This is a genomic window from Pseudomonas sp. NPDC089422, assembly GCF_044749405.1.
Lineage (GTDB): Bacteria > Pseudomonadota > Gammaproteobacteria > Pseudomonadales > Pseudomonadaceae > Aquipseudomonas.
Genome location: NZ_JBIVHW010000011.1, coordinates 44031 through 69523 on the forward strand (window position 1 = coordinate 44031; position 25493 = coordinate 69523).

The window sequence follows — 25493 nt, forward strand, 5'->3', positions numbered from 1 at the left end:
GGGGCCGCTGCGCGGCCCTTTCGCGACACTAGGCCGCTCCTACAAGGGCCGTGCCTCGCCTTAAAGTTGTTCCAGGCAGCCTGCAAGGTCACCACCGAGCTTTTCGAGCAGGCGCTCATAGCCCTTGGCATCCACCGGATCGGTGCCACCCAGGGCATCCAGCTCGGCCAACCGCACCGGCAACCCTGCCGTCAGTGTCTCGGCCAGACGCGGCCGCAGTGGTGGCTCGCTGAACACACAGGTCTTGCCCACTTCCTGCAAGCGCTTGCGCATCGCGGCCACATGTTGCGCGCCCGGCTGCACCTCGGACGCCACACTGAACACACCGGTGTGCTGCAGGCCATAGGCCGACTCGAAGTAGTCGAACGCTTCGTGGAACACGAAATAAGGCTTGCTGGCGATCCCGGCCACCCGCGCCTTGATCCGTGCATCCATGGCATCCAGGCGCTCGGTGAAGGCTTTCAGGTTGCTCTGGTAGCGCGCCGCATTGGCCGGGTCGGCCGCCGCCAGGTCAGCCGCCATCTTTGCCGCGATCACCCTGGCGTTGACCGAAGACAACCACAGGTGCGCATCCAGGCTGCCCGGGCGGTGATCATGGTCGTGGTCGTCCTGGTCCGCCTCCTCGTGGGAATGGCTGTCCTCGCCAAAATGGCGCAGCTTCATGCCTGAAAGCGACTGCACGGCCACCGTCGGTTTGCTGCGGCTGCCCAGCACCCGCGGCAGGAAGTTCTCCATGTCCGGGCCGATCCAGTACAGCAGGTCGGCATCGCCCACCCGCCGTACATCGGAGGGGCGCAAGGCGTAGTGGTGCGGCGAAGCGCCCGGCGGCAGCAGCACGTCCGGGTTGCCCACGCCATCCTGCACAGCGGCGGCAATCTGCTGCAGGGGTTTGATGCTGGTCAGCACACGCACGTCGGCCTGCGCCGAGCAGGCGATGAAAGCGACAAATAGCACAAGGAATCGGGACACGATGAATACTCGACTCGTCAGAAACAGGTAACATAATAACGTCTCCATCCAGAACCGTCGCTGCCCATGTCCATCACGCCGCTGGCTCACCGTCCCCACGATCATTCCCATTGCGTGCACAGCGCCTTGTCCGAAGCCGATGCCTTGTGCACGCGCCAGGGCCTGCGCCTGACCGCACTGCGCCGGCGGGTGCTGGAGCTGGTGTGGCAGAGCCACAAGCCGCTGGGTGCCTACGACATCCTTGCCGTGCTCAGCGAGCAGGATGGCCGCCGCGCAGCCCCACCCACCGTGTATCGCGCGCTGGACTTCCTCCTGGAAAACGGCCTGGTGCACCGCATCGCCTCGCTCAACGCCTTCATTGGCTGCAGCCACCCTGAGCACGCGCACCAGGGCCAGTTCCTGATCTGCCGCGAATGCCACGTGGCCATCGAGCTGGAGCAGGACAGCATCAGCGACGCCATCATCCAGAGCGCCAAGGGCGTAGGTTTCAGCGTTGAAACCCAGACGGTGGAAATCGTCGGCCTGTGCGCCAACTGCCGGAGCGCAGCATGAGCGACGCCCTGATCCGCCTCGAGCAGGTCGGCGTCAGCTTTGCCGGCGAGGCCGTGCTCGACAGCATCGACCTGTCGGTGGCACCCGGCCAGATCGTCACCCTGATCGGCCCCAACGGCGCCGGCAAGACCACCCTGGTGCGTGCCGTACTCGGGTTGCTCAAGCCGCACCGCGGCAAGGTCTGGCGCAAGCCGAAGCTGCGTATCGGCTACATGCCGCAAAAGATCCAGGTAGACGCCACACTGCCGCTGTCGGTGCTGCGCTTCTTGCGCCTGGTGCCCGGCGTAGACCGTGCGGCTGCCTTGTCGGCACTGCAGGAAGTGGGCGCCGAACAGGTCATCGACAGCCCGATCCAGACCATTTCCGGCGGTGAGATGCAGCGCGTGCTGCTGGCCCGGGCACTGCTGCGCGAGCCGCAGCTGCTGGTGCTCGACGAGCCGGTTCAAGGTGTCGACGTGGTCGGCCAGACCGAGCTGTACAACCTCATCACCCGCCTGCGCGACCGCCACGGCTGCGGCGTGCTGATGGTCTCCCACGACTTGCACCTGGTCATGAGTGCCACCGACCAGGTGGTCTGCCTGAACCGCCACGTGTGCTGCTCGGGCCACCCCGAGCAGGTCAGCAACGACCCGGCCTTTGTCGAGCTGTTTGGCCAGAATGCCCCGAGCCTGGCCGTCTACCACCACCATCACGACCACAGCCACGACCTGCACGGCTCGGTCGTCGCCCCTGGCGCCCATGTTCACGGAGAGCACTGCAAGCATGGCTGATTTTCTTCTTTACGCCTTGCTTGCCGGTCTTTCCCTGGCAGTGGTAGCGGGCCCGCTCGGCTCGTTCGTGGTGTGGCGGCGCATGGCGTACTTCGGCGACACCCTGTCCCATGCCGCGCTACTGGGCGTGGCCATGGGCTTCGTGCTGGATGTCAGCCCGGCATTGGCGGTGACCGTAGGCTGCCTGCTGCTGGCAATCCTGCTGGTGACCTTGCAGCAACGCCAGCCGCTGGCCTCCGACACCCTGCTCGGCATCCTCGCCCCCAGCACCCTGTCGCTGGGCCTGGTGGTGCTGAGTTTCATGCACGACGTGCGCATCGACCTGATGGCCTACCTGTTCGGCGACCTGTTGGCCATCAGCACCACCGACCTGGCCTGGATCCTGGGCGGCAGCGTGCTGGTCCTGTTGCTGCTCGCCGTGCTGTGGCGGCCGTTGCTGGCCATCACCGTGCACGAAGAACTGGCCATGGTCGAAGGGCTGCCGGTAGCGGGCCTGCGCATGGCCCTGATGCTGCTGATTGCCGTGGTCATTGCCGTGGCCATGAAGATCGTCGGCGTGCTGCTGATCACCTCGCTGCTGATCATTCCTGCCGCCGCCGCCCAGCGCCACGCCCGCTCGCCAGAGCAGATGGCACTGGGCGCCAGCCTGCTCGGCATTACCGCCGTGTGCGGCGGCCTGGCCATGTCCTGGTTCAAGGACACCCCGGCCGGGCCATCGATCGTGGTCTGCGCGGCAGTGCTATTCTTGCTGAGCCTGGCCCTGCCAAAACGCTGAAATCCGGGGTGCACACAGGTGCACCCTGCAACCTTTTCACGGGTAAAGGGTCTGTAAGACTTATTTTCGAGCGTGCACACCTGGGTGTAGACTTGCTCGCTTTTTGCGCAAATAGAGAGTCGCAGGAATGAAGCCGTTCGCATCCCGTTATCTGCTTGTTGCCGCGTTTTCCCTGTTCCTGGCTGCGTGTTCCAGCGCGCCGGTCGAGCAGGCCGATGCACCTGCCCAAGCCGATGCCTGGCAGCAGCTGCAACAGAGTATCGCCAGCAACGAGCTGGCCACCGCCGAAGACCAGCTGACTGCCCTGCAGGCGCAGTCGCCGGATGATGCGCGCCTGGAGCAATACCAGCGCCAGCTGGCCGAGGCCTACCTTAAACGCAGCCAGATCGTGCTGCAGAAGGGCGACGTCAATGCTGCCGCCACCGCACTGGCCCGGGCCCGGGCATTGATGCCGCAGGCACCGGCCGTGACCGGCGGCGATGCCGTGACCCAGGCGCGCAAGGCCGAGCTGGAGAAGGCCGAAGCGGCCTTGAAGGCTGCCGAGGCCAAGCCCCAGGCGCGTGTGATCGACCCTACGGCACCGAGCACGGTGATCGCGCTGAAGACCACCGACATCCGGGCGATGCGTCGTCAGCTCGACGAGATTGCCAAGGACGTGGTCAATTACCAGTGCGAGGTGGTGTTCCAGGTGCCGCGCACTCAGGATGCGCCTTGGCTGAAGAACCTGCTGGAAAAGCGCGTGCACAAGCTCGACAGTAATTTCCAGCTGAAGCAGAAGCATGAGATCCAGCGGTCGATGCCGGCGCAGGTGGTTCTGGTCCCGCATCAGCGCTGAGAACCTAGGGGCGTTTTGCGCCCCTTTCGCGACACAAGGCAGCTCCTACAAGAGCACGTATTCTCCTGTAGGAGCGGCCTTGTGTCGCGAAAGGGCTGCAAAGCAGGTACCTAGGCCGGCACAGCCTCCGCAGCCGCTTCCCGCTCCCACACCCGATGCCCCTCAACCGCTTTGACAAAGGCATCCACCGCCTTCTGTTCATCCCCCAGCAGCAACCCCTTGTCCTCCTTGACCCCAAGTACCTTCGCCAACTCCTTGGTCAGCACCATCGCCTTGAGATGCTTGTAACCCTCCAGCAAGAAGTGCTTGGCCAACCCGCTTGCAGCCAAGGCCTTGTCCACCCCCTTGGGCGCGACAATCCCGTCGAACATGATCGACGGCATCCCCTCCATCGACGCACCCACCGTTAGCTGTTTGCCATCGGCCGTCTTCACCGGCGCCGAAGTCGGCCCTAGCAGCATCGGCCTGGCGCTCTGCGCCTCCAGTGCCTTGACCAGCTTGTCGACGCTGCCGTCCACCACACCATCGGCGACCAGCACGGCGATCTTGCGTCCCTTGATCCCCACATCACCGGGGTGGTTCATCTGGCTCAACGCCTTTGACTGCACGGGTTTGCTGCCTTTCACCTGCACCGTGCCCCGCTTCGGCGCCGGCAGCCCGAGGTTGGCCGCCACCGCCGCCGCCAGTTTCAGGTCGATGTTGGCGAGGATCTCGTTCACCTCACGCTGGCGGATGCTCTCGCGCTCAACCTTGCCCAGCTCGAAACTGTAGGCCTTGATGATGTGCTGCTGCTCGGTCGGGCTCATGCTCTGGAAGAACAGCCGCGCCTGGGAAAAATGGTCGCCGAACGATTCGCTGCGCTGGCGGATCTTGTGCGCATCGATGCGCTCCTGATAACTCTCGAAGCCGCCGTCCTGCGCGGCGGGCGGCGTCTCTCTGGGCCAGCCGCCATCGATGGAATTGGGCTCATATGAAGCACGGCCCTTGTCGATGGTCATGCGGTGCATGGCGTCGCGCTGGCTGCTGTGGTTCGGCGCCACCGGGCGGTTGATCGGGATCTCATGGAAGTTGGGGCCACCAAGCCGGCTGATCTGGGTGTCGGTGTAGGAGAACAACCGGCCCTGCAGCAACGGGTCGTTGCTGAAGTCGATGCCGGGCACGATATGCCCCGGGCAGAAGGCCACTTGCTCGGTCTCGGCGAAAAAGTTGTCCGGGTTGCGGTTTAGCACCATTTTGCCCAGTTTGGTCACCGGCACCAGCTCCTCGGGAATCAGCTTGGTCGGGTCGAGCAGGTCGAAGTCGAACGTGTGCTCATCGGCTTCCGGCACGATCTGCACGCCCAGTTCCCATTCGGGGTAGTCACCGGTCTCGATCGCATCCCAGAGGTCGCGGCGGTGGTAGTCAGTGTCCTTGCCTGCGAGCTTCTGCGCTTCGTCCCACAGCACCGAGTGCACGCCCTGGCGCGGTTTCCAGTGGAACTTGACGAAACTGGCCACGCCCTGGGCATTGATCATGCGGAAGGTGTGCACGCCAAAACCCTCCATCATCCGCAGGCTGCGCGGGATGGCGCGGTCAGACATGGCCCAGATCACCATGTGCGCAGACTCCGGCACCAGCGAGACAAAGTCCCAGAAGGTATCGTGGGCCGAACCACCGGTAGGCATTTCGTTGTGCGGCTCAGGTTTGACCGCATGCACGAAGTCGGGGAACTTGATCGCGTCCTGGATGAAAAACACCGGCATGTTGTTGCCAACCAGGTCGAAATTACCCTCATCGGTATAGAACTTGACGGCAAAGCCGCGAACGTCGCGCACCGTGTCGCCAGAGCCCCGTGGCCCCTGCACCGTGGAAAAGCGCACGAACACCGGGGTGATCTGCTCCGGGTCCTGCAGGAAACCGGCCTTGGTCAGCTCGGCATGGCAACCATAGCTCTGGAAGTAGCCATGGGCTCCGGTACCGCGAGCGTGGACGATACGCTCGGGAATCCGCTCATGGTCGAAGTGGGTGATCTTCTCGCGCAGGATGAAGTCTTCGAGCAGCGAGGCCCCGCGTGCGCCGGCTTTGAGGCTGTTCTGGTTGTCGGCGATCTTCACCCCCTGGTTGGTGCGCAGTGCCTGGCCGGTGGCGTCACTGCGGAACGTTTCCAGGCTCTGCAGCTTGGCATTGGTGTTGGCCCGGTCAGGGGTCTGGGTACCGGCGGCCTCGGTGTGCTTGGGGGCGTTCGTCTTCTTGCTGGGCATGGTCGGCTCTCCTCGTCAGTCTTCAGGCGTGCCCTTGTCGGGCTTGTGCAAGTAGTGACTGGAGGGCTTTGTCGAGCGTTCAATCAGGATTACCGGTTGTCGCCATATGCCCGAAGGATTGGTGCGTTACGAAATAAATGCTAAGAACAGCTATGGGAAAAGGCTAAAATGCGCGACCCCAGCTAACCGCTGACCCAAATTCCATGCGCCCCACAAGGTTCGCTACGTGATCGAGTTCCAACAGGTACACAAGACCTACCGCGTTGCCGGTAGGGAAATCCCCGCACTGAATCCGACCAGCCTGACCATTGAAAATGGCCAGGTGTTCGGCCTGATCGGCCATTCCGGCGCAGGCAAGAGCACCATGCTGCGCCTGATCAACCGCCTCGAAGAGCCTTCCGGCGGCACGATCATCGTCGACGGCGAAGACGTCACCGCGTTCAACGCCAGCCAGCTGCGCGGCTTCCGCCAGCAGGTCGGGATGATCTTCCAGCACTTCAACCTGCTGGCGTCCAAGACGGTCGCCGACAACGTCGCCCTGCCGCTGACCCTGGCCGGTGAGCTGTCACGCAGCGAGATCGACAAGCGTGTCACCGAACTGCTGGCCCGTGTCGGCCTGCAGGACCACGCCAAGAAGTACCCGGCGCAGTTGTCCGGCGGCCAAAAGCAGCGTGTCGGCATCGCCCGCGCCCTGTCGACCAACCCGAAGATCCTGCTGTGCGACGAGGCCACCAGCGCCCTCGACCCGCAGACCACCGCTTCGGTGCTGCAGCTGCTGGCCGAGATCAACCGTGAGCTGAAGCTGACCATCGTGCTGATCACCCACGAGATGGACGTGATCCGTCGTGTCTGCGACCGCGTGGCGGTGATGGATGCCGGCCAGATCGTCGAGCAAGGCCCGGTGGCCGATGTGTTCCTGCACCCGCAGCATCCGACCACCAAGCGTTTCGTCCAGGAAGATGAACAGGTCGACGAAGGCGAGCAACGCGACGACTTCGCCCACGTGCCAGGCCGTATCGTGCGCCTGACCTTCCAGGGCGATGCCACCTACGCCCCGCTGCTGGGCACCGTGGCCCGCGAAACCGGAGTGGACTACAGCATCCTCGCCGGGCGTATCGACCGCATCAAGGATGTCCCCTATGGCCAGCTCACCCTCGCCCTGATCGGCGGGGACATGGAAGCGGCGTTCGCCCGCTTCAAGGCAGCTGACGTACATATGGAGGTACTGCGTTGATGGACGCCCTGAATTTCTTCGCCAACGTCGACTGGGCCGAAATCTGGCTGGCCACCGTCGATACCATGATCATGCTGTTCGGCTCGCTGTTCTTCACCGTGCTGCTCGGCCTGCCGCTGGGCGTGCTGCTGTTCCTCTGCGGGCCGAAGCAGATGTTCGAACAGAAGGGCGTGTATGCGCTGCTGTCGCTGGTAGTCAACATCCTGCGCTCGCTGCCGTTCATCATCCTGCTGATCGTGATGATCCCGTTCACCGTGCTGATCACCGGCACTTCGCTGGGTGTTGCCGGCGCCATCCCACCGCTGGTGGTGGGTGCCACGCCGTTCTTCGCGCGCCTGGTGGAAACCGCCCTGCGCGAAGTGGACCGCGGCATCATCGAGGCCACCCAGTCGATGGGCGCCACCACCCGCCAGATCATCACCAGTGCACTGCTGCCGGAGGCCCGCCCGGGCATCTTCGCGGCGATTACCGTCACCGCCATCACCCTGGTGTCGTACACCGCCATGGCCGGTGTGGTCGGCGCTGGCGGCCTGGGCGACCTGGCCATCCGCTTCGGTTACCAGCGTTTCCAGACCGACGTCATGGTCGTGACCGTGGTGCTGTTGCTGGTGCTGGTTCAAGTCCTGCAGAGCGTGGGCGACAAACTGGTCGTGCATTTTTCCCGTAAGTAACCCCAATGGGGTCGGCCCGGCCGACCCGTTCGGGGGCCGTCGTGGCCCTCACAAGGAGTGATTCATGAAGAAGCTGCTTGCTGTTGTCGCCGCTGTGGCGGCCTTCTCGGCCAACGCCGCCGAAACCCTCACCGTCGCCGCCACCCCGGTGCCGCACGCTGAGATCCTCAACTTCGTCAAACCCCAGCTGGCGAAAGAGGGCGTGGACCTGAAGGTCAAGGAATTCACCGACTACATCCAGCCGAACGTGCAGGTGGCCGAGAAGCGCCTGGACGCCAACTTCTTCCAGCACCAGCCGTACCTGGATGAGTTCAACAAGGCCAAGGGCACCAACCTGGTCAGCGTTGCCGGCGTGCACATCGAGCCGCTGGGCGTGTACTCGACCAAGATCAAGAAGCTCGACGAACTGTCCTCCGGCGCCACCGTGGTCATCCCAAACGACGCCACCAACGGCGGCCGCGCCCTGCTGCTGCTGGACAAGGCCGGCGTGATCAAGCTCAAGGACAACAGCAACATCCTGTCGACCGTGAAGGACGTTGCCGAAAACCCGAAAAGCCTGAAGTTCCGTGAGCTGGAAGCGGCCACCATCCCGCGCGTGCTGACCCAGGTCGATATCGCCCTGATCAACACCAACTACGCGCTGGAAGCCAAGCTGAACCCGGAGAAAGACGCCCTGGCCATCGAAGGCAAAGACTCGCCTTACGTGAACATCCTGGTTGCCCGCCCGGACAACAAGGACTCGGACGCGATGAAGAAGCTGGCCGCTGCCCTGCACTCGCCTGAGGTGAAGCAGTTCATCAACGAGAAGTACAAAGGCGCTGTAGTTCCGGCGTTCTGATCTCGCATCCTTGGGGCCGCTTTGCGGTCCTTTCGCGACACAAGGCCGCTCCTACAGGGATGTGAGTTCCCCTGTAGGAGCCGGCCTTGTGTCGCGAAAGGCCTGCGCAGCAGGCCCAGCAATCTCAATCCCGCTTGACCAGCCCAGGCAGTTGCGCCACCAGCTTCTGGTTGTTGAACGGCGCACGAATGAACCCGCGCTGACGCCCATCCGGCCCGACGATCGCCAGGTTGCCGCTGTGATCCACGGTGTACCCCGGCTTGCTGGTATCCGCCGGAATGAACGGAATGCTCAAGGCATTGGCCAGCTTCTGGGTATCTTCGATCGACCCCGCCACCCCGACGAAATCCTTGTCGAAATAGCCCAGGTACTGCTTCAGCTGGTTCGGCGTATCGCGGTTCGGGTCCACGCTCACCAACACCACCTGCAGCCGGTCCACGGCCTCCTTGGGCAGCTCGCTCTTCACCTGACGCAGCTGGGCCAGGGTGGTCGGGCAGATGTCCGGGCAGTACGTGTAGCCAAAGAACAGCAGCGACCACTTGCCCTTCAGGTCGTCCAGCTGAACCGGCTGGCCATCCTGGTTGGTCATGGTCACGTCGGCCACCGTGCGGCTCTGCGGCAGCAGGATGATGCCGGCGTCGATCAGCTCGGTCGGGTTGAGTTGGCCCCGTTCACTGAGCACCTTGTTGACGGTAAGGCCCAGGATCAGCGCGACCAGGGCGACGAGGATGAAGACGGTTTTCTGGGTTCGGGTCATAGATTCAGCAACAGGTAGTGGTCAACGAGCAACGCGATGAACAGCGCGAACAGGTAGCCGATGGAGTACTTGAAGGTGCCGATCGCCGCATGCGGCTGGCTGCCACGGTACAACACCCAGGCCCATTGCAGGAAGCGCAGGCCCAGTACCAGGGCGCAGGCCAGGTACAACAGGCCGCTCATGTGGATGGCAAACGGCAGCAGGCTCACCGCCAGCAGTATCAGGCTGTACAGCAGGATGTGCAGCTTGGTGTAACGCTCGCCGTGGGTCACCGGCAGCATCGGGATATCGGCCCTGGCGTACTCTTCCTTGCGGTGGATGGCCAAGGCCCAGAAGTGCGGTGGCGTCCAGGCGAAGATGATCAGCACCAGCAGCAGGGGCTCGGCGCTGACATGGCCGCTCACTGCGACCCAGCCCAGCAACGGCGGCGCGGCGCCGGCCAGGCCGCCAATGACGATGTTCTGCGGCGTGGCACGCTTGAGAAAGCCGGTGTAGAGCACCGCGTAGCCGAGCAAGGAGGCCAGGGTCAGCCAGGCGGTGAGGGCGTTGGTGAAGAGCAGCAGCAGGGCCATGCCAAGCATCGCCAGGGCCAGGGCGAACAGCAACGCCGGCAACGGCTCGACCCGGCCCTGGGCCAATGGGCGCTTGCGGGTACGCGCCATCAGCGCGTCGATGCGCCGGTCCACCACGTGGTTGACCACGGCCGCGCTGCCCGCGCACAGGGCGATGCCCAGGTTGCCGAACAACAGCACGCTCCAGCTGACCCCGGCGCGGGTCGCCAGGAACATGCCCGCCAGCGAGGTGATCAGCATCAGCACCACCACCTTGGGCTTGGTCAGCTCCAGGTAATCGCGCCAGCCGGTACGCCGTGCGCTCAGAAGCGTCGCCACGAATCGTTCCTCATGTGATGGTTGATGCTCACCCCGGCCACAGGGCGCAGGCGCCAACCCTGTCCGACGCCGACGCGGACCTTGTCCACCACGCGGATGCGGTAGTTCACCAGCACCATACTCAGCAGCAGCAATGCACCGCCAGCGTTATGCGCGACGGCCACGGCCAGCGGCAGGTGGAACAGCACATTGCTGATACCCAGGCCGACTTGCATGGCCAACGCCAGCAGCACCAGCCGCGACAGGCCAGTCAGGCCACAGCGGTGGAGCTTCCAGCTGAGCATCAGCAGCACACAGGTCACCAACAGCGCGCCCAGGCGATGGCTGATGTGGATGGCCGTGCGCGCATCGCTGTCGAGTTGCCCACCCAGGTAGTTGGGGCCGACGTGCTGGCTGAGGTGGAAACCGTTGCTGAAGTCGGCCGCCGGCCACCATTGGCCATGGCAGGTGGGCAGGTCGATGCAGGCGACCGCCGCATAGTTGGCACTGACCCAGCCACCCAGGGCGATCTGGCCGATCACCACCAGCAAGGCCAACGCGGCTATCCGCCGTAGGCTGAGCGGCAATTTTGGCAAGGGCGCAAAAGCCCGGGACAGACGCAGGGACAGCAGGAACAGCAGGCTCAGGGTGGTGAAGCCACCCAGCAGGTGCGCGGTGACCACTTGTGGCCACAGCTTGAGGGTGACGGTCCACATGCCGAACGCTGCCTGCGCCAGCACCACGCCCAGCAACAGCAGGGGCAGGCGATAAGGCTGGCCATCACGGGCATGTCGGCGCAGCGTCTGCAAGGCGAGCAGGGCGATCACCACGGCGAGGGTGCCGGCGAAATAGCGATGGACCATCTCGGCCCAGCCCTTGGCCTCTTCCACCGGGTGGTCCGGGAAGTGCAGTCCGGCATGGGCCAGCTGCGCTTCGCTGCTGGGCACGCTGATGAAGCCATAGCAACCCGGCCAGTCAGGGCAGCCGAGCCCGGCGTGGGTCAGGCGGGTGTAGGCACCGAGCAGGACGACCAGCAGTGCCAGCAGGGTGGCAAACACAGCGATGCGGAATCCGGGTCTGGCCATGGCAGGCTCCTAGCCGATGTTGGACAGCTTGAGCAGGTGACGCAGGTCGTCGAGCACGTGCTTGCCGTTGACCTTGGCGTCGTAGCGCAGCACCAGGTTGCCGTGCGGGTCGACGATCCACAGTTGCGGGCCGGTTTCGCCGACCTTCTGCAGATAGCGCTGGGCATCCAGTGGGTAGCGTTGCAGCTGTGGATACTCACGCCCCAGCAGCGCCTGATAGTCGCTGGTCAATGGCTGGGCGGCAGCCAAGGCGTGGCTGGCACGGCTGGCGTCGCGGCCCAGGCCGACCTGGATCTGTCGCACCAGGTACACCAGGCGCTGGCATTCCTCGGCGCAGGCCTCAGGCGCGCTCACCAGCAGTTGCCAGCGCTCGTCCTCGCCAGCAATGCCGATATCGGCCCGGCTCTCGCCGTTGCCGATCATCGCGCCGTGGTAACTACGGCCGTCTGGCACCCAGAACTGCAGCTTGTACATGCAGGTGGCCAGGATCATTGGCCCGAGTACCACCAACAGGATCAAGATCAGCTGCAAACGCCCGCGGGCTCTGGGCTTGCTACGTTCAGGCACGCTCAGTGGAGTGGCGGTGGCCATGCTGTTTCTCCTTGTTGTTGTGCCAGCCGAAATAGAGGTAGAGCAGCACCAGTGCAGTGGCCAGGGCAAACCACTGCACCGCGTAACCGAGGTGTTTTTCCGGGCCCATGGCGACGACCGGCCAGTCCAGCCGATAAGCAGCCGGGCCGGGCTCCAGGCGTACTTCATGGGCGAAGCCTTCACGATCGAGCTGCTGCCACACTTGCGCAGCGTCGACCGCAGTGAGCAGGTGCGGCCATTGCCCCCCGACCGGATCGGGGTGCAGCTGGAAGGTATTGCCCGGAGCCACATACACCGACGCGTTCAACGCCAGTACCTGGTCGGGGGTGTCGAAAGGCACCGGCACGCGGCGGTCCGGCCATGGCAACCAGCCGCGGTTGACTAGCAGCCACAGGCCACTGGCCTGGTCATGGAAGGGCTGCAGCAGCTCGACGCCGGCCTGGCCATCGCGCATGCGGTTGTCCAGCAACACGCTGTGTTCGGCGTCAAAACGGCCGTAGAGGTGCACCCGGCGGAAGGCGGAATCCTGGGTCTGCAACAACTGGGTGGTGGCCAGCGGGGCATCGACCTCACGCTGGGCATAGGTTTCCAGCAACACGCGCTTTTCTTCGGCCCGGCCGAGTTGCCAGCAGCCAAGCGCGATCAGCCCCGGCAGCAGCGCAAGCACTACCAGGGTCGGTATCCAGCCTGGGCGAAAGCGCCTCATCGCAGCCTCGCCGGGCCAATCGCTATACTTATCCACATCACCGCATCCCCCCGGAGTATCGCCATGCTCAAGGCCGCGATTGTCCTGATGCTGTTGGCCACGGTTGCCAGCCTGTTCAGTGGCCTGGTGTTTCTGGTCAAGGACGATGAAAACTCGACCCGCCTGCTGAAAGCCCTGACCGTGCGGGTGGCCCTCGCCACCCTTACCATCGGCCTGGTTGCCTGGGGCTTCATCAGTGGTCAGCTGGTGTCTCACGCACCGTTCTGATCACAGCACATACACAAAGATGAACAGCCCCACCCACACCACATCAACGAAGTGCCAGTACCAGCTCGCCGCCTCGAAGCCAAAGTGTTTTTCCGGGTTGAAGTGCCCGCGCAGGATGCGCACGAACATCACGATCAGGATGATCGTGCCCAAGGTCACGTGGGCCCCGTGGAAACCGGTGAGCATGAAGAAGGTCGCGCCATAGATGCCCGAGCCCAGCGTCAGCCCCAGTTTGGTGTAGGCCTCGTGGTACTCGTAGGCCTGCAGCGTGATGAAGCTGATACCCAGCAGGATGGTCAGCGCCATCCAGAATTTCAGCGGGCCGCGATGGTCACGGCGCAGGGCGTGGTGAGCGATGGTGATGGTCACGCTGGAGCTGACCAGCAGGATGGTGTTGATCAGCGGCAGGTGCCACGGGTTGATCACTTCCTTGGGCGGCGGGAACAGTTTCGGGTCCGGTGTGTGCAGCAACGGCCAGGCGAACTCGAAGCTCGGCCACAGCATGTGGGCGATGCCCTTGTGCCCCTCACCGCCCAGCCAGGGCCCGGCCAGCACGCGCACGTAGAACAGCGCGCCGAAGAAGGCCAGGAAGAACATCACCTCCGAGAAGATGAACCAGCTCATGCCCCAGCGGAACGAGCGGTCCAGCTGCGGGCTGTACAGCCCGGCGCGGCTCTCGCGGACCACCGAGCCGAACCAGCCGAACAGCATGTAGGCCAGGAACAGCGCGCCGACGAAGAAGATCAGCGGCCCGTGTGATGACGGGTGCCCGGCCTTGATGTCGTTGAACCAGGTGCCCAGGCCGAACACCGTGATGAACATGCCGATGGTGGCGATGATCGGCCACTTGCTCTGCGCCGGAACGTAGTAGTGCTCATGACTTGCCATTGCTGTTCTCCTTCCCTCAACGGGCGCCCTGGACGTCCTGTACCGCGGCATGGGCGACCGGCGGATGACGCGCAGTGATGTCGAACAAGGTGTAGGCCAGTGTCAGGTGCTTCACGCTTTCCGGCAGGTCGCGGTCGACGATGAAGCGCACCGGCATCTCGATGCGTTCGCCGGGCTGCAGCACCTGCTGGGTAAAGCAGAAGCACTCGGTCTTGTGGAAATACGCCGCGGCCTCGGCCGGGGTGATGCTGGGTATCGCTTGCGCACTCATCGGCCGGTTGGTCGGGTTGTGCGCGACGAAGATCATCTGGTTCACCGCCCCCGGGTTGACCTCGAGCTCGTCGCCGGTGGAGTAGAAGTCCCAGACCATGTCGGCGGCGTTGGTCGACATGAACTGCACGCGCACCGAACGTGTCGGGTCGCTGACCTGGCTACCTTCGTACTGCCCGCCCGTCTTGCCGTTGATGCCGAAGGCCTTGCACATCACGTCATACATCGGCACCAGGGCAAAACCGAAGCCGAACATCACCACCGTCAGCAGCAGCAGGCGGGTGACCAGGCGCTTGAGCGACGAGCCTTTCATGGCGACGCTCCTACTTCACTTCCGGTGGAGTCTGGAAGGTGTGATACGGCGCAGGCGAAGGGATCGACCACTCCAGCCCCTCGGCGCCATCCCAGGGCTTGGCCGGTGCCGGCGCACCACCACGGATGCACTTGATGACGATGAACAGGAAGAACAGCTGCGTGGTGCCGAACAGGAAGGCGCCAATCGACGACACCATGTTGAAGTCGGCGAACTGCAGGTTGTAGTCGGGAATCCGCCGCGGCATCCCGGCCAGGCCCACGAAGTGCATGGGGAAGAAGGCCATGTTCATGCCAACGAACGACAGCCAGAAGTGCAGCTTGCCGAGGGTTTCGTCATACATGTGGCCGGTCCATTTCGGCAGCCAGTAGTAGGCCGAGGCAAAGATGCCGAAGATCGCCCCGGGCACCAGCACATAGTGGAAGTGCGCCACCACGAAGTAGGTGTCGTGGTACTGGAAGTCCGCCGGGGCAATGGCCAGCATCAACCCGGAGAAGCCACCGATGGTGAACAGAATGACGAAGGCGATGGCGAACAGCATCGGCGTCTCGAAGCTGAGCGAGCCTTCCCACATGGTGCTGACCCAGTTGAACACCTTCACCCCGGTAGGCACGGCGATGAGCATGGTGGCGTACATGAAGAACAGCTCGCCGACCACCGGGATGCCGACCACGAACATGTGGTGGGCCCAGACGATGAACGACAGGAAGGCAATCGCGCCGGTGGCGTAGACCATCGAGGTGTAGCCGAACAGCGGCTTGCGCGAGAATGCCGGAATGATCGAGCTGACCGCGCCGAAGGCCGGCAGGATCATGATGTACACCTCGGGGTGGCCGAAGAACCAGAACACATGCTGGAACAGCACCGGGTCACCACCACCGGCGGCGCTGAAGAAGCTGGTGCCGAAGTGGATGTCCATCAGCATCATGGTCACCACCCCGGCCAGCACCGGCATCACCGCGATCAGCAGGAACGCGGTGATCAGCCAGGTCCAGACGAACAGCGGCATCTTCATCAGGGTCATGCCCGGGGCACGCAGGTTGAGGATGGTGGCGATCACGTTGATCGCGCCCATGATCGAGCTGATGCCCATCAGGTGGATGGCGAAGATGAAGAAGGTCACGCTGGCCGGCGCGTAGGTGGTCGACAGCGGGGCGTAGAAGGTCCAGCCGAAGTTCGGCCCGCCGCCGGGGCTGAACAGGGTCGAGACCAGCAGCAGGAAGGCCGCCGGCAGCAACCAGAAGCTGAAGTTGTTCATCCGCGGCAGGGCCATGTCCGGCGCGCCGATCATCAGCGGGATCATCCAGTTGGCCAGGCCGACAAAGGCCGGCATCACCGCACCGAACACCATGATCAGGCCGTGCATGGTGGTCATCTGGTTGAAGAACGCCGGCTCGACGATCTGCAGCCCGGGCTGGAACAGCTCGGCGCGGATCACCATGGCGAACGAGCCACCGAGCAGGAACATCGTGAAGGCGAACCACAGGTACATCGTGCCGATGTCTTTGTGGTTGGTGGTCAGCACCCAGCGCATCAGGCCCTTGGCCGGGCCGTGGGCGTGGTCATGGCCGTGGGCGTGGTCGTCGATCACTGCACTCATGTCCTGTCTCCTGCAATCCGCTGATTGCCGCGCAAAACCCGGTTCACTTGGCTTCTGCCTGCTTGAGCGCCAGCACGTCCTTCGGCGTGACCATGTCGCCCTTGTTGTTGCCCCAGGCGTTGCGCTCGTAAGTGACCACGGCGGCAATGTCGACTTCCGAGAGCTGCTTGCCGAACGCGGCCATCGCCGTGCCCGGGCGGCCGTGGTACACCGTGCTCAGGTGCTCTTCCTTCGGCCCGGTGGCCACTTTCGAACCCTTGAGCGCCGGGAACATCGGTGGCAGGCCCTGGCCCTCGGCCTGGTGACAGGCCACGCAGGTGGTGTGGTAGACCTTGTCGCCACGCTCGACCAGTTCTTCGAGCGTCCAGTCCTTGCTGGTCAGTTCCTTGAGCTTGGCCGCCTCGGCCTTGCGTTCGCCGAGCCAGGTGTCGTAGTCGGCCTTGGACTTGACCTCGACCACCACCGGCATGAAGCCATGGTCCTTGCCGCACAGCTCGGTGCACTGGCCGCGGTAGATGCCGGGTTTCTCGATACGGGTCCAGGCTTCGTTGACGAAGCCTGGAATGGCGTCGCGCTTGACCGCGAAGGCCGGCACCCACCAGGAGTGGATGACATCGGCAGCGGTCACCAGGAAGCGCACCTTGGCACCTACCGGCAACACCAGCGGCTGGTCGACTTCAAGCAGGTAGTGCTCGTCCTTGGGTGCTTTGTTGTGGATCTGATCGGCGGGGGTGGCCAGGTTGCTGAAAAACTCCACATCCTGGCCCAGGTATTTGTAGTGCCATTTCCACTGGTAGCCGGTGACCTGGATGTCGATGTCCGATTCGCTGGCGTCGTAGATGTCGATCAGGGTCTTGGTGGCCGGAATGGCCATGGCCACCAGAATCAGGAAGGGCACGATGGTCCAGAGGATTTCCACCCAGGTGTGCTCGTGGAAATGCGCGGGCTGCTGGCCGGTGGAACGGCGGTGGATGACCATGGACCAGAACATCGCACCGAATACCACGATGCCGATGATCACGCAGATCCAGAAGATCGTCATGTGCAGGTCGAACACGGCGTTGGAGACTTCCGTCGCCCCCGGGTGCATGTTCACGGTCCAGGCCGCGTTGGCCTGACCAAAAACCGACCACAACAGGAGGCCCATCCAGACATGTGGATGTCGCATCATTGCGGGTTCCCCTTCTCGTTCTTGTAGTCCCGGAGGCGTGGCCTGCGGCAAGAGGGAACGGCGGTCAAGACTACCTGGCTTCGACGACCGAGCCCCTGCAAAAGCAGTCGGGCCTCATCAACGAATCACGTTCAACGGGAGTATAGACAGCGACCAACGGCACGCAACGGCACCGGTGAAATGAACTTCACGAAATCAGCAGCCGAGCGCAAAAGCCCGTGTTTGATAGGCTGTGGCAAAATAGTGGCATACCGATATACCAAACTGCGCACACGTTTGCGGGGTTTATAACAAATGCGTCTTAGGTATTCTGTATACCGAGCTAATTTAGTGTCTTCCGTTTGAAACGTCTTGTCCCTGGAGTTGTCATGAACATCGCTGCTGTACGCGAGCAGATTAGCCAAGCCCACGATCACGAAGGCCGCACCGGCCAACTGAAAGAGCGTCTCGAGCTGCAACTGCCTCATCTGCACCCCTCGATCCAACTGCCTGAGCAGGACGCCCAGGGTACTTTGGCGCGCTTCGTCAGCGCTTATATCGATCAAGTTCCGGAGCTGCTGGAAGCCGCCCATAACGTGGCCCGCGAAGCGGGGATCGAATCCCAGATCAAGCCCGTGCTGAAAATTGCCGAGGCCTATTTCCTGCAGCCGCCAAGCGTGATGCAGGGGCATGTGGGCCTCGATTGCCTGCTGGATGAGGCCTACCTGGCGCACCGCCTGGTGGAGGAGGTCAACGACCTGTACATCCGACACTTCCAGCAGCCGCTGATCCCGGTCGACACCACGGTGGCCAACCTGATCGCCCACCAGTTGATCGGCGAAACCTTCGCCAACCAGCTGGATGAGGTAGTGCACCACTCGGTGGATGAGATGCTGAACGACGAAAGCTTCGCCGCAGAATCGGTGGAGACTTATCGCGAAACCCTCAGCAGCCCGCAGACCGGCGAGGCATGGAAGCGCTGGCCGTGCCTGTCGCGCCAGTTGAATGTCGAGTTTGGCCGGGTCAGCGCCTGACCTGACGAGCAGGTGAGGGAAGGCGCTCCCGCTGCAGCCCCCCACTTTGGATCATTACTGTCATCCGGCCGCCTCAGGGCGGCCTTTTCCATTTAAAGGTGATGACAATGACGATCAGAAGAAACCGGATCTACACGGACCTGCTGCGGGGTACCTATCGCACGATTTGGGGCAACTGGGGCCTTAATCCCTCCATCAAGCCCGGCGCAGTCGGCATCATCGATTCCGACTCCGGCGACTTCAAGCTTGTCGCCGATTGCCTGCCCGGCGTCGAGATCAACAAGAACCAGCAAAGCCGCAAGTGGGACTTCAAATCCACTGGCGTGACGTGCAGGAGTATCAGCGCCAACGTGGAAGGGGTGATCTTCGACCCGAACACCGGTGCCGAAGTCAAACCTGCTGCCGCGCTGGAATGGACCTTCGACAAGGAGAACTCCATGACTTCGGAGTTCGCGATCGCTGGTGAGCACGCCATCAGCAACCTTGCCGTCCTGGACGACCAATACGATTGGCTGCTCGCCCAGGCGCGCAAGTTGAACATGGCGACCACCGCCGGCATCTCCGAAGGTTTTGGCGTGGTGACCTCGGTCATCTACGCCAGCAGTGGGCTGAATGCAGTAGCGAAGAAGAACAAAGCCAGCTTCACCGTTTCAGGCAGCGCAAGCGGCCTCAATCGCCTGCTCGGTGAAGAGGGCATCAACGGCAAAGGCAAGGCAAGCTACGTATTCACCAGCAACTCCAGTGAAGTCGAGATGCATACCCTGCCGGCCAAAAGCGGTGAAGTGGCAGCTGAGCCATTGCCTATCGCCTTTACCTTTGCGTCGTTCGCCGGCAACCGAGTGCTGATCCCGAACTGGGTCGGCAAGATGGGCGTGCTGAACCTGCTGGTGGATAGCAAGGCTTCGTCCTTCACCACTTACACCACCAAGGTCACACTGTCGTACCAGACCCCCACCGGCCCGGTCGAGGAATCCAGAACCGTGATCGGCGGGAGTTCGACCAGCTTCGGCGAAATTCCGCTGACCGCCACCGAGATGGTGCTGACTGCGGAATTCATCAACATCAGCGCCAATACCCGCAAGTCGATGAGGTGGAACACGCCCGCCAGCGAGTGGCTGGGCGGCACCCGTACCGTGAACCTGACCGGTACCTGGCCGGGTGCGCCGGAGATGACCGAGGTAGAGCGCTGACTTCAGGTGCCAGCAACGCTGCGCAAACGACCTTCCACCCTGCGCTTGAGCCCTCGCTGCTCGATGCGCAGGTCCGAGCCACTGGTCTTGCTCCAATCCTCCAGCAGCTCCAGGCATGAATGGTCGATGTAGGTCAGGTTGGCCAGCGGAACATGCAAGGTGGTGCCAGCGGGCACGCTGTCGAGCACCTTGGTCAACGCAGGCACCTTGAGGAACGTGGCCGCGCCGCTCAAGCGCAGCTCCATATGGCCACGTGCCTTGAGCTGAACAAGGCAGATTTTCAGGCGGGCCGCCTTGAGTGCCAGCTTCAGCAACGTCAGCGCGAAGCCCAGCAGTACGCCGGTCAACAGGTCGGTGAAGATGATCGCCATGGCTGTCGCCACATAGGTGAACATCGGCATCCGACCGTAGCGGCCCAAACCTCGCAGCGCCTTGAAGTCGACCAGCTTGATGCCGGTGTAGACCAGCACGCCTGCCAGGCTCGCCACCGGAATCTGCTGCAGCACGCTACTCAGCACCACCACGAACGCCAACAGCCACAAACCGTGCAGGATTGCCGAAGCGCGGGTTTGTGCCCCCGCCTGAACATTGGCCGAGCTGCGCACGATCACGCCGGTCATCGGTAGCGCGCCCAGCAATCCGCAGAGCATGTTGCCGACCCCCTGGGCCGACAGCTCGCGATCGAAATCCGAGCGCTGGCCGCTGTGCATGCGGTCGACCGCTGCGGCCGACAACAAGGTCTCGGCACTGGCAATGAACGCTAACGCAAATGCGGCAACCAGCAGAGTCGGGTCGGCCAGTTTCATGAGGTCATCGGGGCGAATCCAGTCGATGGCTTCGGTCAGATCTGCTGGCACCTGCACTCGGTTCACCGGCAGTGCCAGCCACATGGCGATGGCCGTCATCGCCGCCACGCCCAGCAAGGCGCCCGGAACGAATCGCAGCCTTTGCGGCCGCAAGCGCTCCCAGGCCCACATGATGGCAATGGTTCCCAACCCTAGCGCACCGGCCATCCAGCCGGATCCTGCATTTTCCAGCGGCAGGGCAGCGCTCACCGTCGCGGGAAACTCCAACAGGTTCTGCATGCCCGACGGCTGCGGCGCCGTGTCGAACATCACGTGTACCTGGGATAACACGATCAGCACACCGATACCGGCCAACATGCCGTACACCACCGCAGGCGCGGTAACGCGGAACCAGCACCCCAGCCGCAAGCGACCGGCCAGCAGTTGCAGAATCCCCGCCAGCAGCAGGATAGGCCCGAGCATCGCCATGCCATGTTGGCGGACCAACTCGAACACCAACACCGCCAGGCCAGCCGCCGGACCGCTGACCTGCAACGGCGAACCCGCCAGGAAGCCGACCACGATGCCGCCAATGATACCGGTGATCAGTCCCTTGGCCGGCGGCATGCCCGAAGCGATCGCAATACCCATGCACAACGGCAGGGCGACCAGGAAGACCACCACCGACGCCAGCAACTCACGCGGCAGGGCCGCTTTCAACTGTGTCATGTTCACCATCGTTCTCCTTTCTCTGTCGCACGGCCATTCCTCTGGCCGTGGGCACGTTTGGCCCCTGACCAGCGCGCAGGCGCGGGCCGCCAGCGCGATCGCCGGCAGTCAGGGCATTTTCAAGGCAGCCGAAGGCCGCGCCACACCCCGTGGGGTGCAGCCGGCTATTCAAGGTTCAGCTGTGGACGGGTCGCTTAGTAGCGGCCTCTCGGAGTGGCGCTAGGCACCGGCTGGCCAGCGGCCAGAGGCAGGAAGCTGTCGCTGGCGGCGTCGTAGGCTTCGATCTTGCTGGTTTCGATGTCGTAGACCCAGCCGTGGATGTACAACTGGCCAGCGGCCAGGCGCGAGGCCACCGATGGGTGGGTGCGCAGGTGGTGCAGCTGGGCGATGACGTTTTCCTTGGTCAGCACCTGCATGCTTTCGTGTTCGCTGCCGCACGAGCAGTTGTTCTCGACCACGGTGCGGGCCACTTCGGCGTGGCGCAGCCAGGCACCGACGGTGGGCATCTTGTCCAGCGAGTGCGGGTTCAGCACAGCGCGCATGGCGCCGCAGTCGGAGTGACCACAGATGATGATGTGGTGCACCTTCAGCGCCAGCACGGCGTACTCGATGGCGCTGGAAACACCGCCATTCATCTGGCCGTACGGCGGAACCACGTTACCGACGTTACGGGTCACGAACAGGTCGCCCGGCGAGCTCTGGGTAATCAGCTCGGGGACGATGCGCGAATCGGCACAGGTGATGAACATGGCGCGCGGGGTTTGCGCGGTGGCGAGCTTCTTGAACAGCTCCTGCTGCTCGGGAAAGACGTCATGGTGAAAGCGCAGGAAGCCGTCGACGATGTGCTTCAGGGCGGCATCGGCGCTCTCCGCGGGGGCTTGCGGAACGACCTTGGATGGGTCCTTGACGGGCATGATTCATCCTCTTGACGGTGTGTAGGTAAATCCATTTTACCGGTGAAAGATTCTGGCTATGCGCAGAGTTAGATGACGCGCACAAGCGATAGATCACAGTCTTCGCTGACTGGTTTCCTACGCTAGCGGGGAAAACTTAACTGAAACTTAATTCGAAGGCTCTAGAACAGGCGTTCCAGATCGAAAAGGCGGGATCTGAATAATAGCAAAAAAACATCAACTGCCAAGAGCCATTAGCACGATTGTCATCTCGGATTAGCTGAGCTGGGGATGGCCACTGCCATCAGAACAACGCCATCTGCCCACCCGGCGGGCAGAATGCGGAGCAGTCCAGGGCCTGCGCCTCGCGGCCGGCAAAGTCCAGACGCTTCGTGGCCTTGGCAAAACGCTGCGCAAGCAACTCGGCAAAGATGCCTTCGCCACGCATTCGCGCACCAAAGCGGCTGTCATACAATTCGCCACCTCGGCTCTGGCGAATCAGGCTGAGCACATGGGTCGCCCGCTGCGGGTAATGCTCATGCAGCCACTGCTCGAACAACGGCGCCACTTCCAACGGCAGGCGCAACATCATGTAGGCAGCGCTCTGTGCGCCTGCTTCCTTGGCAGCCTCCAGCAAATGCTCCAGCTCGCTGTCGTTGATCATCGGAATCATCGGCGAGCACAGGACACCCACTGGCACACCGGCATCGCGCAACACGCGAATGGCCCGTAACCTCGCTTTCGGTGAGGCCGCGCGGGGCTCGAGCACACGTTTGAGATCGTCGTCCAGAGTAGTGAGGCTGATCATCACCCGAGCCAGGCGCTGGCTGGCCATCTCGGCCAGCAGGTCGAGGTCGCGCAGCACCAGCGAGCCTTTGGTGACGATGGTCACCGGGTGACGGAAACGCAAAAGGACTTCCAGCAATCGTCGAGTCAGCTGGTGCTCGCGCTCGATCGGCTGGTACGGATCAGTGTTGGCGCCCAGGTTGATCGGCGCGCAGACGTAACCCGGCTTGCTCAACTGCTGCGCAAGCACTTCGGCAGCATTGGTCTTGGCGATCAGCTTGGTCTCGAAATCCAGCCCCGGGGACAGGTCCCAGTAAGCATGGGAGGGGCGGGCATAGCAGTAGATGCAGCCGTGCTCGCAGCCACGGTATGGATTGATCGAGCGATCGAAGGGCAGATCGGGCGAGGTATTGCGACTGATAACGGACTTGGCCCTCTCGATACGCACCTCGGTGCCCTGGGTGAGCGGCACTTCCTGATACCAACCATCGTCCTCGACCACAGAGTGGGACGAAGCAAAGCGGTTATGTGGTTGCAGAACAGTGCCACGCCCTTTCTGCGACGCAGGAATCATCATGTGCACCACCCATTACTGTATCTATATACAGTAATGCTTATGCACGACGCACACCAGCGCCGCCGGTCACCACAACTACATCAGGCCAGTCCTGTCCACATCAGGAAGCGTGTCACATCCGTCGGCCGCCCCAGGAACGATTCGATACTTTGCAGGAATGGGCGAGATACCGAGGGCGCGAAAATTTCTTCCAGCAACATCTTCCCAGTAGGCTGATCAAGCAATCCCGCCTCTTCGAACCGGCTGAACAGGTCCCAGGCATGGACATCCGCCCAGAGGTAACCGAAAAAGCCGGCGTCGTACCCCGTCACCAGGTGGGTGAAACCGTGCAACGGTTTCTCGAAACCCTTCAACGGCCAGAGCCCGGTGCGCTGATGGCTGTCAGCCACGAGTCGGGTAAGGTCGAGTGTATTGCGGGATGAACGGTGCAAGCCCAGATCGAGAAACGCGCGGCCCAGGAGCGCCGCGGTCGATCGGCCATTGTCGGCCCGCAGCTTGCTCAACACCGGCTCGAGCTCGGCACTGCTCAACTTGCGGCCATCTTCATGGTGAGCACAGATGCTCGCCAGGTAGTCGGCATCCCAGACCCAGCACTCGAAGAGTTTCGAGGGCACTTCCACCCCATCGCTGCCCAGCCGACGGGTATCGGAGAGCAGATGATTGTTCGTGCCGACCAGCAAACTGTGCAGGGCGTGACCAAACTCATGGTAGAGCTTTCTGAGTGCCAGGTGGTCCAGGAGCGGCGGGCGACCATCAACGCCCTGAGGTATGTCGCTGTAAACAGCAACCACGACACGGTGATAACGCCCTTCAGCGTCTATACGCCGATGCCAATGGGTAACGGTCTTGACCGTGTCGGCCGCTTTGCCATCGTGCTGCAGGGCATCCAGGTAAAGATAGCCGATCGACGCATGATCCTTGATCACCTCAAAGGTGATCACGCTGGGATGCCAGGCGTTCGAGGCTTCGAGTGCTTGCAACTCAACGCCAAAGAGCCGCCTGGCCATCTCGCGCAGCGCCGCCAGGACTCCCTCGAACGTGAAGTATTCCTGCAGGGTCGCTTCCGAAAGCAGGTTCTCGGATTCACGGGCATTGGCATGCAGATATTCGATATCCCAAGGCTCGATGGAATCAATGCCCTGTTCGGCCGCGAGCGGCCCGAGCGTGCCGGCAAGGGCTGACATCGCCGGTTTTACCCGATCCTCCAGACTTTGCAGAAACGCTTCCAGCCCGGCAACCGTACCGATGCTCTTGGTCTGCACACTCAACTGCACATGATCCTCGAAGCCCAGCAAGCGCGCTTTTTCATTTCTCAATTCGGCGAGATCCCGAATCACCTCACCATTGTCGAGCGCTGGGTCGTCACTTACACCCTGGGCATGGTAGGCGCGGTAAACCTGTTCACGCAGCGATCGGTCCTTCGCAAACTTGAGGACGTTGGTGAAGTTCGCTTCGTCGCACTTGATCAGCCAGCCGGGGCGAACTGCGGCTTCCGCTGCCGAGCGTATTTGCGCCTGTTGTGGGGCGGGAATCCCTTCGAGTCGGCCTTCATCCGTAACGTGAACGGCAAGGGATGCAATGGAAGCGTCAACGTTGCCCAGGAATCGGGTGCAATGTTCGCCTATTCGCTTATCCAGTTGTTGCAGGCGTGTCTTGTCATCCGTGCTCAGGTGTACGCCACCGTTTTCGTACTCTTGAAGGATCAGCGCCAGCGTCGCGCGCTTGCGCGAATCCAGATGCTGGCCCACTGCGCTGTTGGCCAAACGATCATAGAGTCGATAGAGCTCGACATTTCGCAGCTTGTCCTTGAAACACCCATCGACTTCGAGATAAGTCTTCTCGAACACCTGCCACCATTCATCACTGTGGCTGGCCATCGGCGCGAAGTCGTAGAAAGTGCCTTGCAGATCGGCGTCGAGAACATCGACGGCAAGGACGAGATCGTCCCAGGTGGGTAATGCGGCCTGATGCTCGATAACCGCTGCGATGCCCGTTCGATAGTTGGCAATGCTCGTTTCAATAGCCTGCAGGGCCTGGACGGGAGAGACCTGCCGGTAATCCAGCAAATTTTCAGCTTGCAAGAGTGTCATGACAGTACCTGACGGGACGCGGAAGAAGA

General features: G+C 62.7%; 25 protein-coding genes. 10 read left to right on the plus strand and 15 right to left on the minus strand.

Annotated elements, in window-relative coordinates; translation table 11 throughout:
- Positions 1-60: 60 nt before the first annotated feature.
- Positions 61-1017 carry a zinc ABC transporter substrate-binding protein gene (locus ACIPZ8_RS20310; protein ID WP_400726741.1) on the minus strand — a complete coding sequence of 319 codons (957 nt, stop codon included), beginning with the start codon at positions 1015-1017 and terminating at the stop codon, positions 61-63.
- Positions 1018-1035: 18 nt separating this feature from the next.
- Between ACIPZ8_RS20310 and zur the strand changes: the two genes are divergently transcribed.
- The 4 genes from zur (at position 1036) to ACIPZ8_RS20330 (ending at position 3901) form a co-directional block, all read left to right on the plus strand.
- On the plus strand, positions 1036-1521 hold the full coding sequence (gene zur, locus ACIPZ8_RS20315; RefSeq protein WP_400726744.1) for a zinc uptake transcriptional repressor Zur: 486 nt from the start codon (positions 1036-1038) through the stop codon (positions 1519-1521).
- A complete protein-coding gene (znuC, locus tag ACIPZ8_RS20320) occupies positions 1518-2291 on the plus strand; it encodes a zinc ABC transporter ATP-binding protein ZnuC (protein WP_085676619.1) in 774 nt (257 codons plus the stop codon). Before zur ends, znuC begins: the two co-directional genes overlap by 4 nt.
- Positions 2284-3066, plus strand: coding sequence for a zinc ABC transporter permease subunit ZnuB (znuB, locus tag ACIPZ8_RS20325; RefSeq protein ID WP_400726748.1), 783 nt, complete (start codon positions 2284-2286; stop codon positions 3064-3066). Before znuC ends, znuB begins: the two co-directional genes overlap by 8 nt.
- A 127-nt stretch (positions 3067-3193) precedes the next feature.
- Positions 3194-3901: a PA5502 family lipoprotein gene (locus ACIPZ8_RS20330; protein ID WP_400726751.1), complete on the plus strand. Its 708-nt coding sequence runs from the start codon at positions 3194-3196 to the stop codon at positions 3899-3901.
- Positions 3902-4011: 110 nt separating this feature from the next.
- Here the strand turns inward: ACIPZ8_RS20330 and katE are convergent, their stop codons facing one another.
- Positions 4012-6141, minus strand: a complete 2130-nt coding sequence (katE, locus tag ACIPZ8_RS20335) for a catalase HPII (RefSeq protein WP_400726754.1) — start codon at positions 6139-6141, stop codon at positions 4012-4014.
- 226 nt (positions 6142-6367) lie between these two features.
- Here katE and ACIPZ8_RS20340 point away from each other — a divergent pair, with 226 nt between their 5' ends.
- The 3 genes from ACIPZ8_RS20340 to ACIPZ8_RS20350 all read left to right on the plus strand — a co-directional run bounded on the left by ACIPZ8_RS20340 (position 6368) and on the right by ACIPZ8_RS20350 (position 8884).
- A complete protein-coding gene (locus tag ACIPZ8_RS20340) occupies positions 6368-7375 on the plus strand; it encodes a methionine ABC transporter ATP-binding protein (protein ID WP_400726757.1) in 1008 nt (335 codons plus the stop codon).
- Positions 7375-8046 carry a methionine ABC transporter permease gene (locus ACIPZ8_RS20345; protein ID WP_010951513.1) on the plus strand — a complete coding sequence of 224 codons (672 nt, stop codon included), beginning with the start codon at positions 7375-7377 and terminating at the stop codon, positions 8044-8046. Before ACIPZ8_RS20340 ends, ACIPZ8_RS20345 begins: the two co-directional genes overlap by 1 nt.
- A 64-nt stretch (positions 8047-8110) precedes the next feature.
- Positions 8111-8884, plus strand: coding sequence for a MetQ/NlpA family ABC transporter substrate-binding protein (locus ACIPZ8_RS20350; RefSeq protein ID WP_400726760.1), 774 nt, complete (start codon positions 8111-8113; stop codon positions 8882-8884).
- A gap of 124 nt (positions 8885-9008) precedes the next feature.
- On the opposite strand, the gene ACIPZ8_RS20355 is transcribed toward ACIPZ8_RS20350, so the two are convergent.
- The 5 genes from ACIPZ8_RS20355 to ACIPZ8_RS20375 are packed head-to-tail and all read right to left on the minus strand — an operon-like array spanning position 9009 to position 12892.
- A complete protein-coding gene (locus ACIPZ8_RS20355) occupies positions 9009-9641 on the minus strand; it encodes an SCO family protein (RefSeq protein WP_400726763.1) in 633 nt (210 codons plus the stop codon).
- Positions 9638-10531 (minus strand): heme o synthase, encoded by an 894-nt coding sequence (gene cyoE, locus ACIPZ8_RS20360; RefSeq protein ID WP_400726766.1) that lies wholly within the window; start codon positions 10529-10531, stop codon positions 9638-9640. Before cyoE ends, ACIPZ8_RS20355 begins: the two co-directional genes overlap by 4 nt.
- The gene (locus ACIPZ8_RS20365; protein WP_400726769.1) at positions 10516-11595 is read right to left on the minus strand and encodes a heme A synthase; all 1080 of its coding nucleotides are present in this window, start codon (positions 11593-11595) and stop codon (positions 10516-10518) included. Before ACIPZ8_RS20365 ends, cyoE begins: the two co-directional genes overlap by 16 nt.
- Before the next feature lie 9 nt (positions 11596-11604).
- Entirely contained in the window at positions 11605-12186 is a 582-nt protein-coding gene (locus ACIPZ8_RS20370) for a hypothetical protein (protein WP_400726771.1), read from the minus strand.
- Complete coding sequence (locus ACIPZ8_RS20375; protein ID WP_400726774.1) at positions 12155-12892, minus strand: SURF1 family protein; 738 nt, start codon at positions 12890-12892, stop codon at positions 12155-12157. Before ACIPZ8_RS20375 ends, ACIPZ8_RS20370 begins: the two co-directional genes overlap by 32 nt.
- Before the next feature lie 63 nt (positions 12893-12955).
- Here ACIPZ8_RS20375 and ACIPZ8_RS20380 point away from each other — a divergent pair, with 63 nt between their 5' ends.
- Positions 12956-13159: a twin transmembrane helix small protein gene (locus ACIPZ8_RS20380; RefSeq protein ID WP_060507818.1), complete on the plus strand. Its 204-nt coding sequence runs from the start codon at positions 12956-12958 to the stop codon at positions 13157-13159.
- Here the strand turns inward: ACIPZ8_RS20380 and ACIPZ8_RS20385 are convergent, their stop codons facing one another.
- From ACIPZ8_RS20385 to coxB, 4 genes are read right to left on the minus strand one after another with little or no spacing between them, the layout of a single operon-like run.
- Positions 13160-14047 carry a cytochrome c oxidase subunit 3 gene (locus ACIPZ8_RS20385; protein WP_400726777.1) on the minus strand — a complete coding sequence of 296 codons (888 nt, stop codon included), beginning with the start codon at positions 14045-14047 and terminating at the stop codon, positions 13160-13162.
- A 16-nt stretch (positions 14048-14063) separates the two neighbouring features.
- Positions 14064-14630 carry a cytochrome c oxidase assembly protein gene (locus ACIPZ8_RS20390; RefSeq protein WP_400726780.1) on the minus strand — a complete coding sequence of 189 codons (567 nt, stop codon included), beginning with the start codon at positions 14628-14630 and terminating at the stop codon, positions 14064-14066.
- A 10-nt stretch (positions 14631-14640) separates the two neighbouring features.
- Positions 14641-16230, minus strand: a complete 1590-nt coding sequence (gene ctaD / locus ACIPZ8_RS20395; RefSeq protein ID WP_400726783.1) for a cytochrome c oxidase subunit I — start codon at positions 16228-16230, stop codon at positions 14641-14643.
- Positions 16231-16273: 43 nt separating this feature from the next.
- Positions 16274-17401, minus strand: a complete 1128-nt coding sequence (coxB, locus tag ACIPZ8_RS20400) for a cytochrome c oxidase subunit II (RefSeq protein ID WP_294325986.1) — start codon at positions 17399-17401, stop codon at positions 16274-16276.
- Positions 17402-17769: 368 nt separating this feature from the next.
- Here coxB and ACIPZ8_RS20405 point away from each other — a divergent pair, with 368 nt between their 5' ends.
- Positions 17770-18414 (plus strand): hypothetical protein, encoded by a 645-nt coding sequence (locus tag ACIPZ8_RS20405; protein WP_400726786.1) that lies wholly within the window; start codon positions 17770-17772, stop codon positions 18412-18414.
- Between the two features lie 107 nt (positions 18415-18521).
- Entirely contained in the window at positions 18522-19604 is a 1083-nt protein-coding gene (locus tag ACIPZ8_RS20410; protein WP_400726789.1) for a hypothetical protein, read from the plus strand.
- Between the two features lie 2 nt (positions 19605-19606).
- On the opposite strand, the gene ACIPZ8_RS20415 is transcribed toward ACIPZ8_RS20410, so the two are convergent.
- The 4 genes from ACIPZ8_RS20415 to ACIPZ8_RS20430 all read right to left on the minus strand — a co-directional run bounded on the left by ACIPZ8_RS20415 (position 19607) and on the right by ACIPZ8_RS20430 (position 25464).
- Positions 19607-21127 carry a SulP family inorganic anion transporter gene (locus ACIPZ8_RS20415; RefSeq protein ID WP_400726792.1) on the minus strand — a complete coding sequence of 507 codons (1521 nt, stop codon included), beginning with the start codon at positions 21125-21127 and terminating at the stop codon, positions 19607-19609.
- A gap of 185 nt (positions 21128-21312) precedes the next feature.
- On the minus strand, positions 21313-22032 hold the full coding sequence (locus ACIPZ8_RS20420; RefSeq protein ID WP_110639496.1) for a carbonic anhydrase: 720 nt from the start codon (positions 22030-22032) through the stop codon (positions 21313-21315).
- Positions 22033-22315: 283 nt separating this feature from the next.
- Positions 22316-23374 carry a PA0069 family radical SAM protein gene (locus ACIPZ8_RS20425; RefSeq protein ID WP_400726794.1) on the minus strand — a complete coding sequence of 353 codons (1059 nt, stop codon included), beginning with the start codon at positions 23372-23374 and terminating at the stop codon, positions 22316-22318.
- An 80-nt stretch (positions 23375-23454) separates the two neighbouring features.
- Positions 23455-25464, minus strand: a complete 2010-nt coding sequence (locus ACIPZ8_RS20430; RefSeq protein WP_400726797.1) for a M3 family metallopeptidase — start codon at positions 25462-25464, stop codon at positions 23455-23457.
- Positions 25465-25493: the final 29 nt, after the last annotated feature.

Excerpts from the sequence above, each read along its gene's own strand:
- ACIPZ8_RS20330 (WP_400726751.1), top strand. The coding sequence starts at position 3,194 with ATGAAGCCGTTCGCATCCCGTTATCTGCTTGTTGCCGCGTTTTCCCTG.
- ACIPZ8_RS20410 (WP_400726789.1), top strand. The coding sequence starts at position 18,522 with ATGACGATCAGAAGAAACCGGATCTACACGGACCTGCTGCGGGGTACC.
- ACIPZ8_RS20345 (WP_010951513.1), top strand. The coding sequence starts at position 7,375 with ATGGACGCCCTGAATTTCTTCGCCAACGTCGACTGGGCCGAAATCTGG.
- ACIPZ8_RS20430 (WP_400726797.1), bottom strand. The coding sequence starts at position 25,464 with ATGACACTCTTGCAAGCTGAAAATTTGCTGGATTACCGGCAGGTCTCT.
- ACIPZ8_RS20420 (WP_110639496.1), bottom strand. The coding sequence starts at position 22,032 with ATGCCCGTCAAGGACCCATCCAAGGTCGTTCCGCAAGCCCCCGCGGAG.
- ACIPZ8_RS20355 (WP_400726763.1), bottom strand. The coding sequence starts at position 9,641 with ATGACCCGAACCCAGAAAACCGTCTTCATCCTCGTCGCCCTGGTCGCG.
- znuC (WP_085676619.1), top strand. The coding sequence starts at position 1,518 with ATGAGCGACGCCCTGATCCGCCTCGAGCAGGTCGGCGTCAGCTTTGCC.
- ACIPZ8_RS20310 (WP_400726741.1), bottom strand. The coding sequence starts at position 1,017 with ATGGAGACGTTATTATGTTACCTGTTTCTGACGAGTCGAGTATTCATC.
- ACIPZ8_RS20425 (WP_400726794.1), bottom strand. The coding sequence starts at position 23,374 with ATGATGATTCCTGCGTCGCAGAAAGGGCGTGGCACTGTTCTGCAACCA.
- coxB (WP_294325986.1), bottom strand. The coding sequence starts at position 17,401 with ATGATGCGACATCCACATGTCTGGATGGGCCTCCTGTTGTGGTCGGTT.
- ACIPZ8_RS20350 (WP_400726760.1), top strand. The coding sequence starts at position 8,111 with ATGAAGAAGCTGCTTGCTGTTGTCGCCGCTGTGGCGGCCTTCTCGGCC.
- ACIPZ8_RS20385 (WP_400726777.1), bottom strand. The coding sequence starts at position 14,047 with ATGGCAAGTCATGAGCACTACTACGTTCCGGCGCAGAGCAAGTGGCCG.
- ACIPZ8_RS20415 (WP_400726792.1), bottom strand. The coding sequence starts at position 21,127 with ATGGTGAACATGACACAGTTGAAAGCGGCCCTGCCGCGTGAGTTGCTG.
- ACIPZ8_RS20380 (WP_060507818.1), top strand. The coding sequence starts at position 12,956 with ATGCTCAAGGCCGCGATTGTCCTGATGCTGTTGGCCACGGTTGCCAGC.
- ACIPZ8_RS20370 (WP_400726771.1), bottom strand. The coding sequence starts at position 12,186 with ATGGCCACCGCCACTCCACTGAGCGTGCCTGAACGTAGCAAGCCCAGA.
- ACIPZ8_RS20405 (WP_400726786.1), top strand. The coding sequence starts at position 17,770 with ATGAACATCGCTGCTGTACGCGAGCAGATTAGCCAAGCCCACGATCAC.
- ACIPZ8_RS20365 (WP_400726769.1), bottom strand. The coding sequence starts at position 11,595 with ATGGCCAGACCCGGATTCCGCATCGCTGTGTTTGCCACCCTGCTGGCA.
- ACIPZ8_RS20390 (WP_400726780.1), bottom strand. The coding sequence starts at position 14,630 with ATGAAAGGCTCGTCGCTCAAGCGCCTGGTCACCCGCCTGCTGCTGCTG.
- znuB (WP_400726748.1), top strand. The coding sequence starts at position 2,284 with ATGGCTGATTTTCTTCTTTACGCCTTGCTTGCCGGTCTTTCCCTGGCA.
- ACIPZ8_RS20375 (WP_400726774.1), bottom strand. The coding sequence starts at position 12,892 with ATGAGGCGCTTTCGCCCAGGCTGGATACCGACCCTGGTAGTGCTTGCG.
- zur (WP_400726744.1), top strand. The coding sequence starts at position 1,036 with ATGTCCATCACGCCGCTGGCTCACCGTCCCCACGATCATTCCCATTGC.
- katE (WP_400726754.1), bottom strand. The coding sequence starts at position 6,141 with ATGCCCAGCAAGAAGACGAACGCCCCCAAGCACACCGAGGCCGCCGGT.
- ctaD (WP_400726783.1), bottom strand. The coding sequence starts at position 16,230 with ATGAGTGCAGTGATCGACGACCACGCCCACGGCCATGACCACGCCCAC.